A 16,101-nucleotide genomic window follows, 5' to 3' on the forward strand; every position below is an offset into this window, starting at 1 on the left:
GGCCGGGACGGCGGACGACCGCCGCCCCGCACCCCACCAGCATCGGAACCCGGTGTGACGATTCCCTCACCCCAGGTGGCCTTCCGGCGACGTCTACTGGACCGGACAACAGACGTCCTCGCGGGGGTACGGGGTGCGGGACAGCACACAGGAACAGCTCCACCGGCTCCGGTCACTGCGCACCGCCGCCGGACTGACCATCGAGGAACTCGCCGCCCGGTCCGGGGTGAGCGCCCGCACCATCGGCGGGATCGAGCGGCACACGATCCGCCGCCCGCACCCCGGCACCCTGCGGGCGCTGGGCACCGCCCTGGGGCTGGACGGGCCCGGCACCGGCCGGCTGCGCGCCGCCGACGAGCAGGTCGGCGGGGTCACCGGGCTGCCCGGGGTGACGCCCCACTTCACCGGCCGCCACGCCGACCTCGCCTGGCTGACCACCCGGTTGGGCCACCGCCGCGCGGTACAGCTGATCGGCCTGCCCGGGGTGGGCACGACCGCGCTGGCCGTCCAGGCCGCCACCCGGCTCGCCGACCGGTTCCCCGACGGGGTGCGCTTCCTCGGCCCGGTCGGGGACGCCACCGCCGCCACGATCGCGCGACGGCTGCTGCCGGCCGCCACGACGGCGTCGACCGGGTCGGACCCGGTGGCCGTGCGGGCGTACCGCGACCTGGTGCGCGCCCGGCGGATGCTGGTGGTGCTGGACGGCGTCCGGGACACCCGCCGGGTCGGGCCGTTGCTCCCCCCGGACGCCGCCGCCGTCACCCTGGTCACCGGCGGCCAGCCGCTGGCGGAACTGCCGGACACCGACCGGCGGCTGGTGCCACCGCTGCCGCCGGCCGACGCGCGGGCCGCGCTGACCGCCATGGTGGACGGCAGCATCCCCGCCCCGGCGGTGGCCGAGCTGGCCGCCTGCTGTGCCGGCCTGCCGCTGGCCCTGCGGGTGACCGCCAACCGGCTGTTGACCCGTCCGCAGTGGAGCGCGCAGTGGCTGATCGACCGGTTGACCCGGCCGGACCGCGTGCTCGGCGCGCTGGTCGCCGGTGACCTGTCGGTCCGCGACGCCTTCGAGCGGGCGTACGCCGGGCTGCCGGCGCGGGCCCGCCGCGCCCTGCGGCTGCTGCCCCGGCTGACCGGGCCGGCCCCCGCCGAGGCGGGTTTCCTCGAACTGGCCGAACGGGGCTGGCTCACCGCCGGCCGGGACCACCGTTACCTGCCGCATCCGCTGGTCCACGCCTTCGCCCGGGTGGTGCCCGGCACCTGACGCTCAGCCGGCCCCGGACAGCTCGGCGAGCAGTTCCCCGGCCCGGCGGGCCAGATCCGGGTCGTCACAGTCGTCGGCCAGTTCGATCGCCCGCACCAGGTGCGCCGGGGCCTCCCGGGCCGCCCCCGTCCGCCGCAGCGCCTCGGCCAGCTCCACCAGGGTCACGGCCTCGGAGGCCGGCATGGCGTTCGCGCGCAACCGCGCGACGGCCTCCCGGCGGGCGGTGACGCACTCCGGCCACCGGCCGAGGGCGGCGAGATCGTCGCCGATGCGCCGACAGTTCAACGCGTCGGTGGCCGCCCGGGCGAAGGCCGAGATGGGGTAACGCGGATCGCGGAGCAACCGGCACGTCCGCTGGTGCACCCGCAACGCCTCGGCCGCCCTGCCGAGCGCCAGGAGGGACGTCCCGAGGGAGGCCATCGCCTGCGGCAGCCCTTCCCGGTCGGCCGAACGGCGCAGCAGCACCCAGGCCCGTTGCCGCTGGCGCAGCGCCGCCGCGTGCTCGCCCAGGCCGGTGTGGCCGCTGGCGGCGTAGAGCAGCGCCCAGCCCTGCTGGGCCGGGTCCCCCGCGCGCACGGCCCGGTCCAGCGCCCGGGTGGCGGTGGCCACGCTGTCGGCGTACTCCCGTTGGCAGATCGCCTGCGCCCAGGCCAGGTAGTTGAGGTGGACCGCCTCGGTGCGCGGGTCGCCCAGCCTGGCGGCCGACTCGGCGGACAACCGGAAGACCTCCGGCCAGACGTCGAGGTGCACCCGGCTGTCGGAGAACCAGTGCAGCGCGTCGACGGTGTCGACCACTTGGCCGTGCAGTCCCTCGGCGGCGGCCGACCGTAGCGCCGCGAACCAGTTGCCCCGCTCGGCGTCGAGCCAGCCGGCCGCCGCCCGCCGGTCCGGGAAAGGGGTCAGCGACGCCGGTCCGCCCGGCTCGAAGTGCTGCCCGGCGGCCGTGGTGCGGGCCAGCCACCACCGCAGCAGGGTGGTCCGCGACGGGTTGACGCCGTCCGGCTCCTCGGCGGTCATCCGGTCGGCGGCGAAATCCCGGACCAGGTCGTGCAGCCCGTACCGGTCCGCCGGCACGGCGTCCACCAGGCCGCTCTCGACCAGGGCCTCCAGCCGCCGCTCGGCGTCCTCGGCGTCGACGCCGGTGACCACGGCGACCGGGTCCGGGCCGAAGTCCGGGCCGGGCATCAGGGACAGCCGCCGGAAGGTGCGCCGCAGGTCCGCCTCCAGCCGCCGGTACGACAGGCTCAGCGCGGTGTGGATGCCGGCGGCCCCCGCGTCGATCACCGTGAGCCGGGCCTGCTCGCCGGTGAACCGCCGGTTCAGCTCCCCCACCGACAGCCCCGGCTCGTCCGACAGCCGTTGCCCGGTGACGCGCAGGGCCAGGGGCATGTGCCCGCAGTGCCGGGCCAGCTCCGCCCACCCGGTCGGGTCGGCGGCGGCGGGCCCGGTCGGGTCGGCGGCGGGCGCGGCGACGGCCCGCAGCATCGCGGTCGACTCCTCGGCCGGCAGCGGCTCCAGGGACAGCCACTGCGCGGTATCCAGGCCGCTGAGCCGTCGCCGGCTGGTGAACAGCACGAAACCGGGCCCGGCCCCGGGCAGCAGTGGCCTGGCCTGGGCCTCGTCGGCGGCGTTGTCCCACACCACCAGGGCCCGGCGCTGGCAGAGCACCGACCGGTACGCCGTGGCCCGCTCGTCGAGCCCGGCGGGAATCCGCCGTTCCGGCACGCCGAGGGCGCGCAGCAGCAGGTGCAGCGCCTCGCCGGGCGGGGTGGGGACGTCGTCCATGCCGCGCAGGTCGACGAAGAACCGGCCGTCGGGGAAGTCCGGGGCCAGGTCGGTCGCGGCCCGTGCCGCGAAGCTGGTCTTGCCCACCCCGGCGGGTCCGGTGACGACGACCACGGTGGCCTGCTGCCGGTCGCCCGGCGGCCGACGCGCGATGTCGCCGAGAGTGCGCAGCGCGGCCGCCCGGCCGGTGAAGTAGCGCGGCGGATCGGGCGGCTCGCAGCCGGCGGGCCGGGCGGAGGTGGCCGCGACCAGCCGGCGGCGCGCGTCGTCCGGTACGTCGAGGACGTCACACAGGACGGTCAGGGTGCGCCGCTGCGGGCGACGGACCCGGTCGCGTTCGATGTCGCTGATCGCCCGCACGCTGACCCCGCAGCGCTCGGCGAGCCCCTCCATCGACAGGCCCGCCGCCAGCCGGTGGGACCGGAGCACGGCGCCCAGTGACGGCCGTTCGGGTGTGCTCGGTATCGGGTTCACCGGGCACACCCTCACAGATCTCCGGGCGCGGTGCCAGACATAGATCAGTGACTTAGCGCATGGGTCGGATCACCGACCATTCAACCGCCACGTCTGGTATCCGCCGTAGTTGCACGCCCGGGCGTACGCCTCCCCGCTGCCGTGGGTGTCGACGCAGATGTAGCGGGTGTCGAAGTAGTTGAGCCGCAGCGACACCTGGTTCCAGTTCGGACCGTAGCCCTCGATCAGCTGCTTCAGGCCGCCGGTGCACGGGTAGGCGTGCTGTTGCGGGCCGCCGTACTCCCACATCTCGATACACAGGCCGGTCTGCCGATTGCGGATGGTCACCCGGTCGTATCCGGACGGGGCCTTGCCCGCCGAGGTGACGGTCCACGTCTGCCAGTTGTTGCCGGCCTGGCACGGCAGGGTGTAGATCGACCCGGCGCTGTTGCTGTCCAGGCACATCCCGGTGGCGTAGTTCTGGAACTGGCCGGTGAACTCGTAGGCCGCCGCCGCCGGGGAGGCGGACGCCACCGCCGCCCCCGCGACCAGCATCATCGTCGCGGCCAGTCGGGCGAGGACTCCCCGCCAGCTCGCGCCACCCATCCTGACTGTCACCTTCACTCCTCCTGTCATCGGTACGGCCCCTCCCGTGCGGGCCGACGCCATCCGGCTACCAGGAGTACAGCGGCACCCGGCGAGGGTGAACATGCAGAACAGCAGGCAACAACCGGCGGCGGCGCGGTGCGGTCGTCCGTCCCGACCGGGTGACCCGGCGGATGGGCCCCGGTCGGCCGGCCCCTGTGCGGAGGCCCGGCCGACCGGGGCGGCGCGCGCCGGTCAGCTGCGCAGGTTCCACTGCTGGTTCTGTTGGCCGTTGCACGACCACAGGATCAGCTTGGTGCCGTTGGCCGTGGCCGCGTTGTTGGCGTCGAGGCAGAGGCCGGACTGGACGCCGGTGACGGTCCCGTTGGCGTTGACGTTCCACTGCTGGTTGGTCCCACCGTGGCAGTCCCAGATGATCACCTGGGTGCCGTTGCTGGTGCCCTGCCCGTTGGCGTCGAGACACTTGTTGCCCAACACCTGCAACTGCTTGCCCGCCGTGTAGGTGAACCGCTGGGCCGTGCCCCCCGTGCAGTCCCAGAGCTGGACCTGGGTGCCGTTGGTGGTGCTGCCGTTCGGCACATCCACACACCGACCGGACTGACCGCCCACGAGCTGGACGCCCTGCTGCGGCGTGCCGCCACCGGCGGGGGCGTACCCGGCGGCGGCGATGTTGGCCTGCACCGCGTCCTCGGTGGCCGGCGACGGGTAGCCCGAGGTCAGCACGCCCTCGAAGAAGGTGCCCCGGCCGGAGACGCTGTTGTCGCCGCCGATGCCGAGCAGAATCGCGCCCTCCTTCTTCATCGGGTGGTATCCGTTGGGTCGCCGCCCGTCGAAATAGGTCGTCAGGCCGCCCGACTGCGCGTTGCCACCGCGGATCGCCCAGTGGTTCGGCTCACCCTTGACCATGGCGGTCACGAATCGGTGGTTGATGGACGCGATGTTGTTGTATCCCGCGTTCACCCCGGAGAACAGCCCCCACTCCAGGTCGGCCATGACCCACGGGCCGGCGCCGGCGCCGTAGCCCCACTGCTTGTTGGCGCCGAAGTAGACCGTCTCCATGATGGCCGGCGCGTCGGCCTGGCCGTCGGTCTGCGCATTGCCGTAGTCGAAGCAGCACCACTGGTTGTAGTGGGTGCCGTCGACGACGGCGTAGATGCCCTCGGGCTGGTCGCCGGTGGCGACGCCGTTGGTGTTGTTGTTGCGGTAGCCGGTGCCGGGTGAGACGTAGACGCCGTACGCCTTCTGGCCGCCGATCGTGACCGGGGCCGCCTTCGCGTCGGCCAGGTTGTCCCAGCCGCCCGGCGCGGGGCCGGGCCAGTAGCCCGGGGGTGCCTGGGTGAGGCGGTTGTTGCGGCCGGACTGGTCGTAGATGATGGTGATCACACAGCTCGTGTTGGCGCAGAAGGAGTCCTGGGTCGCGGCGTTGACGACGCCACCCGCGCTCAGCACCCCGACGTCCCGGGTGGTGTTGTCCGACGTCCGGCGCACCTGGTACAGCGGCCCGTTGTAAGCGCCGTACAGGGCGCGGGTGGTGCTGTGCGCGGCCACGCACGGCGTACCGCCCGAGGCGTAGATGTCGCACGGGCCGGTGGTCGCCGCCCGTGCGCCCGGCGCGTCCGCCACCACGGAGCCGCCGCTGACGACGACGAGGGTCGCCATCGTCGCCACGGCGATCGTCATACGACTGGGCCTTCTCTTCACATTCATCGAATCCTCTCCGGAACGGTATGGGTACGGTGGTGGCTGCCTCTGGTACGGCTGCGCTTCGCGTCCGAACGACCGGGGTACGGAACCGATCCGTCAGCCGCACCTGCTCCTGACATAAACGTCAGATCTTTAACATTAACTTCTGTCGATATATTGCGCTACCCTGCGATCCCTGTCCGCCCCGCCCTGTACGCCACCGAACGCCGGGCATCGGCGGATCGCCCCCCGGGAGCGGCGACGGAACTGTTCCTGCCCCGTTGGGGAATTGCCGGACGGTTATGCTCCATGGGAAACACGGCGCATTCCCGCGTCGGTGGCGGAATTCGGCTTGAGGGCGGGCATGAACATCGGTGAGATCGCCCGGCGGGCCGGGGTGTCCCGCAGCACCGTGTCCTATGTGTTGAGCGGGAAGCGGGCCGTGTCGGCGACGACCCGGCAGCGGATCCAGGCGGTCATCGACGAGCTGGGCTACCGGCCGAACGCCAGCGCCCGCGCGTTGAAGGAGGGGCGCACCCGCACCCTCGGGCTGGTGATCCCCCCGGCCAGCCAACGCCTGACCGACATGCAGCTGGGCTTCGTCGCCAGCGTCGTCGAGGCGGCGGCCCGGCACGATCTGGACGTGCTGCTGTCCCCGTCCGGCGGCGACCACGACCGGTCGTTCGAGCGGATCGTCACCGGGCGGCGGGTGGACGGGGTGGTGCTGATGGAGATCCGGCTGACCGACGACCGGGTGACCCGGCTGGCGACGGCGGGGGTGCCGTTCGTGACGATCGGACGGACGGCCGAGCCGCACGGGATGAGCTGGATCGACATCGACTACGCCACGTTGATCTCCCGCTGCGTGCACCATCTGGCCGACCTGGGGCACCGGCAGGTGGCCCTGGTGAACCGGTCCGCCGAGCTGGTCGCGGCGGGTTACGGCCCGAGCCACCGCGCCCTGACCGGCTTCCGGACGGCCGTCGCCGAACGGGGTCTGACCGGCTTCGACGTCTGCTGCGGCGACGACACGCCCTCCGGCGAGGCGTGCGTGGAGCAGCTGCTGGCAGCGCATCCGGAGGTCACCGCGGTGGCCACCATCAACGAGGCGGCGCTGCCCGGCATGCAGCGTGCGCTGCACGCCGCCGGCCGGTCGGTGCCGGGCGACTTCTCCGTCACCGGAGTGGCCGCCCAGCACTGGGCGGAGGATTTCCACCCCCCGCTGACCGCCGCCGACGTGCCGATGCGCCAGATGGGTGCCGAAGCGGTGGCGTTGCTGCTGGAGCTGATCGCCGCGCCCGGCGGCCCACCCCGCCACCGGCTCTACGCGCCGCCCATCTCGCTGCGTTCCAGCACCGGCCCGGTCCGCTCCCGCTGACCCGGCCCCGGGGTCCGGCGCAGGCCCGGCCGGTCGGCTTCCGGGTGCCGACCCGCGGTCGGTCGCACCCAGGCCGTTCACCGGGCCGCCGGCCCCGTCGCGTCCCCCGTTGGTGAGCCGTTGCGTTCCTGCTGGGCGGCGGCGAGGATGAGATAGCTGCTGGCGGTCCAGGTGTACGCCCGGTCGCGCAGCCCCGCGCCGGTCTCGGCGTCGAAGTTCTCCGCGAAGCCGGACTTCTCACACAGGGCCAGGAAACGCTGGCTGATCTCGTCGGCGACCGCGATGTGCCCGGCCCGGCGCAGGCCGTCCTCGACCAGCACCGTGGAGGGTGCCCAGATCGGGCCCCGCCAGTAGCCGTCGGCGAGGTAGTGGGCCGAGTCCGTCGGTTCGGTGGCCAGCCCGTGGGTGGTCAGGTGGGCCTCGATCCGCCGGGCCAGCACGGAGGCGACCGGGGCGGGCAGGTCGTTGCCGAGCGTGACGGGCATCAGGTCGAGCAGGCTGCGGCTGGCCCCTCGGCGGCCGGTGAGCGGGCTGCGGGCGGTGAAGCGGGTGCCGTCCCACAGGTCCCGCAGCAGGGCGGCGCGTACCCGGTCGGCCTCGGCGGACCACCGGTCGGCGGGCTCGCCCAGCTCGGTGGCCAGGTCGGCCAGGCAGCGCAGCTGGCTGACCAGGAAGGCGGCGAGGTCGGCGGTCTCCAGCACCCGGTCGTGGTCGAAGGTGGTGGCGTTGTCCCAGCCGCTGTCGTTGCCGTGCTGGTAGTGCGGCAGGTCGTGCCCCGGGGCGCGGCGCGCGTCCAGCCAGAACCGGGTCCACCGGGCCAGCCGGTCGTACGTCTGGGCCAGCGCCGCCCGGTCCGGCGGCGTGGGCAGCCGGCGGCGCAGCTGCCGCAGGGCCCAGCCGTGGACGGGTGGCTTGACGTAGTTGTACAGCACCTCCGAGTGGGTGACCGAGTCCGGCAGGGCACCGGCCGCGTCCTGGTGGTCGAAGGGCAGCTGGAACTGGTGCCAGGCCAGCTCGGGCTCGCCGGCGGCCAGGGCGATCGCGTTGAAGCAGTGGTCCCAGCTCCACACCTTGTCCATCCAGTGCTTGGACATGAGTACGGCCGGTCGGGTGACGAACCCCGCCGGCCCGACGGTGGCCGACCACACCACGTACGCGGCCAGCTCGGCGGCGGGGGTGTCGACGCCACGCCAGGGGGCGACCGCGTCGACGAACGCGGCGAACTCGGCGTCGCGGTCACGGCACAGCTCGTCGAAGGTGCCCGACCGGGCGTAGGGCCGGCGGGCGGTGGCGTACTCCTCGATCGCGATCTCCCAGGGCTGGTCGGCGGGAAGGTCCAGCCAGCGGTCGGCGGTGCCGAGCGCCTCCGCTCCCCGGGTCGCGCGCAGCGCGCCGGACAGCACGGTGATCCGGTAGCGGCGGCCCGTCTCGTAGGAGGTGAACACGGCCGACCCGTCGACCGGGTCGAGATAGAGGTAGGTGCCGCTGAACGGGGTGAGGGTGCCGGCGGCGGCGGCGATCCGCAGCCCGAGCCCCCTTCCCCGCAGCCGCAGGGTGTCCGGCCCCTGGTAACCGGCCTCGATCCGGTCGTCACCGCTGCGCCAGGTGAGCAGCGTGGGAGTGGCCACGACCGTGCTGCCGGCGTCCGGGGCGAGGCGGAGCACCGGGTGCAGTCCGGTCTGGTGGGAGACCAGGTGCAGATCGTCGGCGTACGTCTTCTCGGCCACCACCGGGGAGATGTTGAGCCACGAACCGCGGTAGCTGAACGGGATGTCCTGGAGGGAGAACTCCGGACCGGACGGTGCGACGGTCATGGCTGGTGACGCCCTTTCTGTGGTACGGGTGGTCAGTCCTTGACCGCGCCGGCGGTGATCCCGGTCGAGACGTACCGCTGGGCCAGGACCAGCAGCACGGCGGCGGGGACCGAGGCGACGACGGCGGTGGCCATGATGGCGTTCCACTGTTGGTTGTTGTTGCCGATGTAGCGGTAGATGCCCAGGGTGATCGGCTGGTGCCCGCCGCCGGCGGCCAGTGTCGAGGCGAACACGAAGTCCGACCAGGCCCAGAGGAACGCGAACAGCGACACCGTGACGACCGCGTTGCGGCTCAGCGGCAGCACCACCGACCAGAAGGTGCGTAACCGGCCCGCGCCGTCGACCACGGCGGCCTGGAGCAGCTCGTCGGGGACACCGGACATGAAGGCCGTGAAGATCAGCACGCCGAACGGCACCGCCAGGGTCGAGTCGGCCAGGATCAGACCCGGCAGGGTGTTCAGGATGCCGAGTTCGAGATATCCGGCATAGAAGCCCATCGCCATGATGATGCCCGGAATCATCTGCGCGGTCAGCAGCACGAAGCTGAGCGCCGGGCCGCCGGGTGGGCGCAGCTTCGCCAGCGCGTAGCCGGCGGGGGCGGCCAGCGCCACGGTCAACGCCACCGTCCCGAGGCCGACCAGCAGGCTGGTGCCGAGGTACGGCAGCTGCTGGTCGAGCACCGCCCGGTAGCCCTCGACGGTGCCGTCGAGGGGGAACAGGTGCGGCGGGCTGGCCCGCAGGTCCCGGTCCCGGGTGAACGACACGTTGATCATCCAGTAGACGGGGAAGAGCATCAGCCCGCTCAGCACCAGGCCGACGCCGGTCTTGCACCAGGTACGCGTCCGGCGCCGGGTGCGCCACGGGGCGGTGGTGGTCACGACCGCTGCCTCCGTTGCAGCCGAAGGTAGCCGAGCCCGGCGAGCAGGGCCAGCACGATGAGCAGGTTGCCGACCGCCGCGCCCGGGCCGAACCGGGGCAGCAGGTTCCCGAAGCCGAGCCGGTACGCCCAGGTGGCCAGGGTGGTGGACGAATCGGTCGGGCCACCCCTGGTCATGATCCAGATTAGATCGAAGACCTTCAGTGTATAGATGAGGCCCAGCAGCAGGGTGACCGCGGAGACCGGGCGCAGCAGCGGGAAGGTGATCGACCGGAACCGTTGCCAGCCCGTCGCGCCGTCGAGGGAGGACGCCTCGTACAGCTCGGCCGGGATCGCCTGGAGGCCGCTGTGCAGCACCACCAGGTTGAACGGGATGCCGATCCAGACGTTCGCGATGATCACCGAGACGAGCGACCAGCGCGGCGACGTGAGCCAGTGGACCGGGTCCACCCCGACCACACCGAGCGCCGTGTTGACCAGGCCCGCATCGCTGTTGAGCAGCCACGACCAGGTGGACGCCGAGACGATCAACGGCAGCAGCCAGGGCACCAGGATCACCGCCCGCAGGGTCCGGGAGAGCGGGAAGTGCTGGTGGAAGAAGAGGGCCAGCGCCATCCCGATGACGAACTGGAGGACCAGCGACGCCGCGGTGAAGACCAGGGTGTGCGTCAGCGCCGGCCCGAACGTCGGATCGGCCAGGACCGTCCGGTAGTTGTCCGGGCCGGCGAAGGGCGCGCCGCCCTGGACGAACGACCGGACGGTGTACTCCCGCAGGCTCAACTCCAGGTTCCGGTAGAGCGGGTACGCGTAGCAGACGAGCAGGTAACCGGTCACCGGGGCGAGGAAGGCCCAGGCCGACCACTGTCCCACCCGGGACACGCGGTAACCGGGTGGGACGGTGGCGGCCGTCCCCCGACGGCCGCGCCCGGCGGTGGCGGCAGCTGTCGGGGTGGTCGGATGCGAGGCGGTCGGACGCGGGGTGCTGGATCCCGTGGCGGTCACGATGTCGACTTGACCCGGCTATCCGGCGGCACGCTGCGCGGCGGCCAGCGCCTCCTGCGGCGGCTTCGCCCCGCTGAGTGCCGCCTGCACCCCGGTCCACAGGGCTTCGGAGATCCTCGGGTACTTCGTGCCGAGGTTGTCACCGGTGCGGCCCTTGGCGGCCCGGACCGCCTCCACCCAGACCTTGAGCTGGGGGTCGACCGCCGCCTGCCGGTCCTGCACGGCGGTCACGGGCGCGACGTAGGAGAGGGTGGTGTCGGTGGCGAGGAGGTTGTCGGCGCTGGTCAGGCAGGTGACGAGCTGGCGCGATGTCGCGTACCGGCCGGTGTCGCGCTGCACCGGGACGGAGACGAACTCCCCGCCGGTGGGTGCCGGGGCCGGGCCACCCGCGCGGGCCGGGATCGCGATGATGCCGTAACCGAAGCCGAGCTTCGCCGCGTTGGCCAGCTGCCAGGTGCCGTTCTCGGCGAAGGCGTAGTCGCCGGTGGCGAACTCCTGCCAGCTCGTGGTCTGGGTGTTGTTGATGACGGAGTTCGGGGCGTATCCCTGCCTGAGCCAGTCGGTCCACAGCGTCAGCGCGGCGACGGCCTGCGGTGAGTCCAGCGCGGTCAGTCGGGCACCGGCCCCCCAGAACCAGGGCAGGAACTGGAAGCTGCCCTCCTCGGTGCCGATCGCCGAGAAGGTGATGCCCTTCTTGCCCGCGGCCTTCACCTTGGCCAACGCGCTGTTCAACGTGGCCCAGTCGGTGATGGTGGCGGGATCGACGCCTGCGGCGGCCAGCACCTCCCTGTGGTAATAGAGGGCGAGGGTGTTCGCCCCGATCGGCACCCCGTAGGTCCGGCCCTCGCGCTGGCCGGCGCCGAGCAGGTTCGCCGCCATGGTCTCCACGTCCAGTTCGTTCTCGTCGGTGGTGGTGAGCGCGCCGGCCTCGGCCAGGGTCGAGATCACCGGGTTGTCCACGATCAGCACGTCCGGCGAGTTGCCCTGCTGGGCGGCGAGCAGGGCCTTGTTGGTCAGGTCGGTGGTGTCGTAGCCGGTCCGCTCGACCGTCACCCCGGCCGCCGCGCCGCACTTCGTGAGCAGCGCGACCCAGGCGGAGTCGGCGGCGAACTGGGGGTACGGGTCCCAGACCAGGTAGCTGCCGCCGCCCGAGGGGTCGTCGGCGGACGAGCAGGCACCGCCGGCCAGGGCGACGAGCGTGGCGACGGCGACGGCCAGGCACCGCCGACGGCTGGTTGCTGTCATGTGCTGCCTCAATTCGCGTGCGGTGTCAGGTGGCGGGAGCGACCGCCGCTCGGAGCAGCGCGGCGATCATGAGGCGAATCGATTCGACTAATCCGTTCACACGAACATAGGTCTGTCGATGCGACCGGGTCAAGGGGGGCCACTCAGGAAGGGGATCATCGGCGGAAACCCCGACGTCACGGCCCTGTCATTTCATTGACATCCTTCACAGTCTCACCCTACGATCTCTGCGAATCGATTCGCATGCGAAGCCCTCCGGAGAGCGTTCCCCGCGCCCCACCAAGGAGCCGCCCGTGAAAACCCCGTCCCGCAGCCGGCCCGGACGAGTCCGCGTGATCGTCACCCGACTCGCCGTCGGCCTGCTCGCCGTCGCCGCCAGCACCGTCGCCGCCACCCCGGCCCAGGCCGCCGACGAGTCGATCAGCGTCAACTTCTCCGCCACCGACGGCACACCGACCTACCGCGCCTCCGGCTGGATCTACGGCATGACCGAGAACGCCAGCGGTCCGGCCGACCACTTCTACCGGGACGTCAAGTTCCAGTACATGCGGGCCGGGGGCGCGCAACTGCCGGGCAGCGGCTGGGTCGGCGGCAACTACGACCGCCGGTGGAACTCCACGCTCGCCCAGGCCCGACGCACCGCCGCCCTCGGCGGTCAGTTCGTCATCCTGCCGCACGACCTGTGGGGCGCGGACGGTGCCGGAATCTCCCGCTTCCCCGGCGACAACGGCAACTGGACCGACTACGACGCCTTCCTCACCCGGCTCATCGGCGACGTCCGGTCCGCCGGGCTGAGGGTGCAGTGGGACATCTGGAACGAACCCAACATCACGATCTTCTGGAACCGCCCGATCTCCCAGTACCTCGAACTGTGGCGGCGCACCTACCAGCGGCTGCGCGCCGAGTTCCCCGACCAGCTCATCGTCGGGCCGAGCTGCGCCTGCGTGCCGTCGACCAGCCACGCGTTCTGGAACCAGTACCTCGACTTCGTCCGCTCCACCAACACGGTGCCGGACATCGTCAGCTGGCACGCGCTGCCCGGCGACCCGGTCGCCAACGTCGCCGCCGCCAACGCCACCCTCGACCCGCGCGGCATCGCCCACCCCCGCCCGTACCAGATCAACGAGTACGGCGCGTCCAACGAGCAGAACCCGGCGGACGGCGCCTGGTACGTCGCCCGGCTGGAGCGGGCCCGCGCGGACGGCCTGCGGGCGAACTGGGCCGGTGGCGGCAACCTGCACAACGACCTGGGCAACCTGCTGGTGCGCAACGCGGCCGGCCAGCACCAGCCCAAGGGCGAGTGGTGGGTCTACCGCTACTACGCCGCGCAGACCGGGCAGATCGTCGCGGTGACCCCCAGCCCGTCCTACGACGCCTTCGCCACCAGGGCGACCGGGGCGGCGAGGGTGCTGGTCGGCGGCGGTCGGACCACCGGCAACCTGACGGTCAACCTGCAACGGCTGGACGCCACCAGCGGGATCGTGCAGAACAACCAGGTGCGGGTGCTCACCCAACGCATCCCGTACAACAACGGCGGCGCGGTGCAGGGGCCGGTCACGGTGTCGAACACCGTGCTCACGCTGACCAACAACGCCGCCTCGGTGACCCTGCCGTACGGCAACCAGAACGACACGTACACGGTCACCGTCCTGCCGCCCTCGGACACCGGTTTCACCTCGGTCGCGGTGGCCCAGCACTCCCAGCAGTGCCTGGACAACACCGGCCCGGGCACCGCCGACGGCAACCCCCAGCAGCAGTTCCCCTGCGAGGGTGGTGACCAGCAGCTCTGGAACTTCCGCCCGGTCGCCGGGGTGGCCGACACGTACACCGTGGTCAACCAGCAGAGCGGCAAGTGCCTGGACGTCAGCGGGGCGTCCACCGCCGACGGCGCGGCCGTGCAGCAGTGGACCTGCCAGAACGGCCCCAGCCAGCAGTTCACCCTGCGCCGGGTGACCTACGGGGGCAACGACTCCCACGACTACCAGCTCGTCGCCCGGCACAGCAACAAGTGCGTCGACGTCAACGGGGTCTCCACCGCCGCCCAGGCGCGGATCCTCCAGTGGACCTGCAAGCCGGTCGGCCAGAGCAGCCCGCTGAACCAGACCTGGCGCGTCTGGGGTCGGTAGACCCGTCCCGCATGGGGTCGGGTGCCGAAAGGCCGGCGCCCGACCCGGCGTGGTCGCCGGAGGTGACGGGGACGAACCACCGCAAGCCATTGATTGATGTCGCTTGGTCCGTGATCCTGAAAAGGTCCGAACCGATTCGCCACCACCACCGACCGTAGGCGGATGCGCCCCGGTGCGCCGCCGACGAACCAAGGAGCCGCTTCGTGCGCACCCCGTCCCCCAGCGGACCAGGACAGGTCCGCGCCCCCATCCCCCGCCGCCGCCTGCACCGGCTGACCATGCTGGTCGGCGCGCTGGCCGGCGTCCTCGTCGTCGCCGGGGCCACACCCGGCCTCACCTCGCCGGTCGCCGAGGCCGCCGCCGCACCCGCGCTCGCCGCCATCGAGCCGGGGCAGAGCACCCGGATCGTCGGCACCGCCTCCGGGCGCTGCCTGGAGGTACCCAACTCCAGCACCACCAACGGCACCCAGACCCAGCTGTGGGACTGCCAGGGCGGGGCCAACCAGACCTGGACCTGGACCACCAGCCGGCAACTCACGGTCTACGGCAACAAGTGCCTGGACGCCTCCGGCCGGGGCACCACCGCCGGCACGGCGGCGATCATCTGGGACTGCAACGGCCAGAACAACCAGCAGTGGAACGTCAACGCCAACGGCACCATCACCGGCGTACAGTCCGGACTGTGCCTGGACGCGAACGGCAACGGCACCGCCAACGGCACCAAGATCCTGCTATGGACCTGCAACGGTCAGGCCAACCAGCAGTGGACCTCGCCGACCACCCCGCCCACCACCACCCCGCCGACCACGCCGCCGCCGACGACTCCCCCACCCGGCGGGGCCCTGCCGTGCGACATCTACGCCGCCGGTGGCACCCCGTGCGTGGCCGCCCACAGCACCACCCGGGCGCTCTACGCCGCCTACAGCGGCAACCTCTACCAGGTACGCCGCTCCTCGGACAACACGACCCGCAACATCGGGCTGACCGGCACCGGCGGCACCGCCAACGCCGCCACGCAGGACTCGTTCTGCACCGGCACCACCTGCGTGGTGACCGTCGTGTTCGACCAGTCGGGTCGCGGCAACGACCTGTGGTACCAGGGCTCCAGCGTGGTGCCCGGGTCGCCGCAGAGCCGACCGGCGGTCGCGACGTCGGAGTCGCTGACGGTGGGCGGCGCGAAGGCGTACTCGCTCTACATCAACCCGGGCAACAGCTACTGGCGTGACGGGCACCTGACCGGGGTGCCGACCGGCGCCGCGCCTGAGGGCATGTACATGGTCACCAGCGGCACCCACGTCAACAACGGCTGCTGCTTCGACTACGGCAACAGCGAGACCACCCGCAAGGCCGACGCCGCCGGCGCGATGGACGCGATCAACTTCAGCACCCAGTGCTGGTTCGGCGGCTGCTCCGGCTCCGGCCCGTGGGTGCAGGCCGACCTGGAGTGGGGGCTGTTCCCCGGCGGCAGCAGCTCGTGGAACCCCAACCAGCGGGCGTTCCCGCACAAGTTCGTCACCGCCACCCTGAAGAACAACGGCACCTCACGCTTCGCCATCAAGGGCAGCAACGCCCAGTCCGGCAGCCTCTACACCCTCTACGACGGGTCGCTGCCGCCCGGCTACAGCCCGATGAAGAAGCAGGGCGCGATCATCCTGGGCAGCGGCGGGGACTGCTGCAAGCCCGACGGCGGCGCGAACCTCAGCGCCGGCACCTTCTACGAGGGGGCGATGGTCGCCGGCTACCCGTCGGACGCCACCGAGAACGCGGTGCAGGCCAGCATCACCGCCGCCGGCTACCGCTGACCGACGACAGGTCGTCGCCGCGCCGGTCACCGTCCACGGTGGCCGGCGCGGCGGCCGTCGGCGTGGGAC

The 16,101-nt window shown here is 72.4% G+C and carries 11 protein-coding genes; 4 read left to right on the plus strand and 7 right to left on the minus strand.

The window, feature by feature from the left end; translation table 11 throughout:
• The first annotated feature begins 133 nt into the window (after positions 1-133).
• Complete coding sequence (locus FJK98_RS18380) at positions 134-1,261, plus strand: helix-turn-helix transcriptional regulator (RefSeq protein ID WP_145920112.1); 1,128 nt, start codon at positions 134-136, stop codon at positions 1,259-1,261.
• A 3-nt stretch (positions 1,262-1,264) separates the two neighbouring features.
• On the opposite strand, the gene FJK98_RS18385 is transcribed toward FJK98_RS18380, so the two are convergent.
• The 3 genes from FJK98_RS18385 to FJK98_RS18395 form a co-directional block, all read right to left on the minus strand.
• Positions 1,265-3,475 carry a helix-turn-helix domain-containing protein gene (locus FJK98_RS18385; RefSeq protein ID WP_145920113.1) on the minus strand — a complete coding sequence of 737 codons (2,211 nt, stop codon included), beginning with the start codon at positions 3,473-3,475 and terminating at the stop codon, positions 1,265-1,267.
• Positions 3,476-3,589: 114 nt separating this feature from the next.
• Positions 3,590-4,117, minus strand: coding sequence for an RICIN domain-containing protein (locus FJK98_RS18390; RefSeq protein ID WP_145920114.1), 528 nt, complete (start codon positions 4,115-4,117; stop codon positions 3,590-3,592).
• A 222-nt stretch (positions 4,118-4,339) separates the two neighbouring features.
• Positions 4,340-5,785, minus strand: coding sequence for an arabinofuranosidase catalytic domain-containing protein (locus FJK98_RS18395; protein WP_240762138.1), 1,446 nt, complete (start codon positions 5,783-5,785; stop codon positions 4,340-4,342).
• Between the two features lie 367 nt (positions 5,786-6,152).
• Here FJK98_RS18395 and FJK98_RS18400 point away from each other — a divergent pair, with 367 nt between their 5' ends.
• On the plus strand, positions 6,153-7,166 hold the full coding sequence (locus FJK98_RS18400) for a LacI family DNA-binding transcriptional regulator (RefSeq protein ID WP_145920116.1): 1,014 nt from the start codon (positions 6,153-6,155) through the stop codon (positions 7,164-7,166).
• 77 nt (positions 7,167-7,243) lie between these two features.
• Here the strand turns inward: FJK98_RS18400 and FJK98_RS18405 are convergent, their stop codons facing one another.
• The 4 genes from FJK98_RS18405 to FJK98_RS18420 all read right to left on the minus strand — a co-directional run bounded on the left by FJK98_RS18405 (position 7,244) and on the right by FJK98_RS18420 (position 12,104).
• Positions 7,244-8,980 carry an amylo-alpha-1,6-glucosidase gene (locus tag FJK98_RS18405; RefSeq protein ID WP_145920117.1) on the minus strand — a complete coding sequence of 579 codons (1,737 nt, stop codon included), beginning with the start codon at positions 8,978-8,980 and terminating at the stop codon, positions 7,244-7,246.
• Positions 8,981-9,012: 32 nt separating this feature from the next.
• Complete coding sequence (locus FJK98_RS18410; protein ID WP_145922860.1) at positions 9,013-9,774, minus strand: carbohydrate ABC transporter permease; 762 nt, start codon at positions 9,772-9,774, stop codon at positions 9,013-9,015.
• A gap of 80 nt (positions 9,775-9,854) precedes the next feature.
• Positions 9,855-10,736, minus strand: a complete 882-nt coding sequence (locus tag FJK98_RS18415; RefSeq protein WP_205789531.1) for a carbohydrate ABC transporter permease — start codon at positions 10,734-10,736, stop codon at positions 9,855-9,857.
• A 141-nt stretch (positions 10,737-10,877) separates the two neighbouring features.
• Positions 10,878-12,104 carry an extracellular solute-binding protein gene (locus tag FJK98_RS18420; RefSeq protein WP_145920119.1) on the minus strand — a complete coding sequence of 409 codons (1,227 nt, stop codon included), beginning with the start codon at positions 12,102-12,104 and terminating at the stop codon, positions 10,878-10,880.
• 332 nt (positions 12,105-12,436) lie between these two features.
• Between FJK98_RS18420 and FJK98_RS18425 the strand changes: the two genes are divergently transcribed.
• Together FJK98_RS18425 and FJK98_RS18430 are read left to right on the plus strand one after the other, a co-directional pair.
• Positions 12,437-14,230, plus strand: a complete 1,794-nt coding sequence (locus tag FJK98_RS18425; protein ID WP_240762140.1) for an RICIN domain-containing protein — start codon at positions 12,437-12,439, stop codon at positions 14,228-14,230.
• Positions 14,231-14,433: 203 nt separating this feature from the next.
• Positions 14,434-16,032 carry an arabinofuranosidase catalytic domain-containing protein gene (locus FJK98_RS18430; RefSeq protein WP_205789038.1) on the plus strand — a complete coding sequence of 533 codons (1,599 nt, stop codon included), beginning with the start codon at positions 14,434-14,436 and terminating at the stop codon, positions 16,030-16,032.
• Positions 16,033-16,101: the final 69 nt, after the last annotated feature.

This window comes from Micromonospora sp. HM134 (assembly GCF_007833915.1).
GTDB lineage: Bacteria > Actinomycetota > Actinomycetes > Mycobacteriales > Micromonosporaceae > Micromonospora > Micromonospora wenchangensis.